Raw genomic sequence first — 237 nt, 5'->3', positions numbered from 1 at the left:
GTATCGATTCATCATTCCGCAAGCACCCACACATATTGCTTGATCGAATTTTTAAACAACTCAGTTGAGCGCCGGGCCCTAACTGCGGGACGCGTATTCTACACATCCTGGTCGCTGAATCAAGTGTTTTTTTTCAGCTTTTTTCTCGGCGATCCGTGTGACTCAAAGAGCTTTCCGAATCCCTGCAAGGCCGTTTCCGCCCTTGCTTGAGTGGCGTGCATTATAGCGGCCTCTCGG

General features: G+C 50.2%; 1 protein-coding gene. It reads left to right on the top strand.

Annotated features, from left to right (window positions below; translation table 11 throughout):
• Positions 1-210, top strand: a 210-nt coding sequence (locus Q1A69_RS20275) for a hypothetical protein (RefSeq protein WP_299589784.1), incomplete at its 5' end; no start/stop codon positions are given.
• Positions 211-237: the final 27 nt, after the last annotated feature.

The sequence above is a fragment of the uncultured Microbulbifer sp. genome, from assembly GCF_947498635.1.
In the GTDB taxonomy this organism is placed as follows: Bacteria; Pseudomonadota; Gammaproteobacteria; order Pseudomonadales; family Cellvibrionaceae; genus Microbulbifer; species Microbulbifer echini.
Note: the sequence above shows the minus strand (reverse complement) of the source record. Positions and strands in the feature narration are given on the sequence as shown.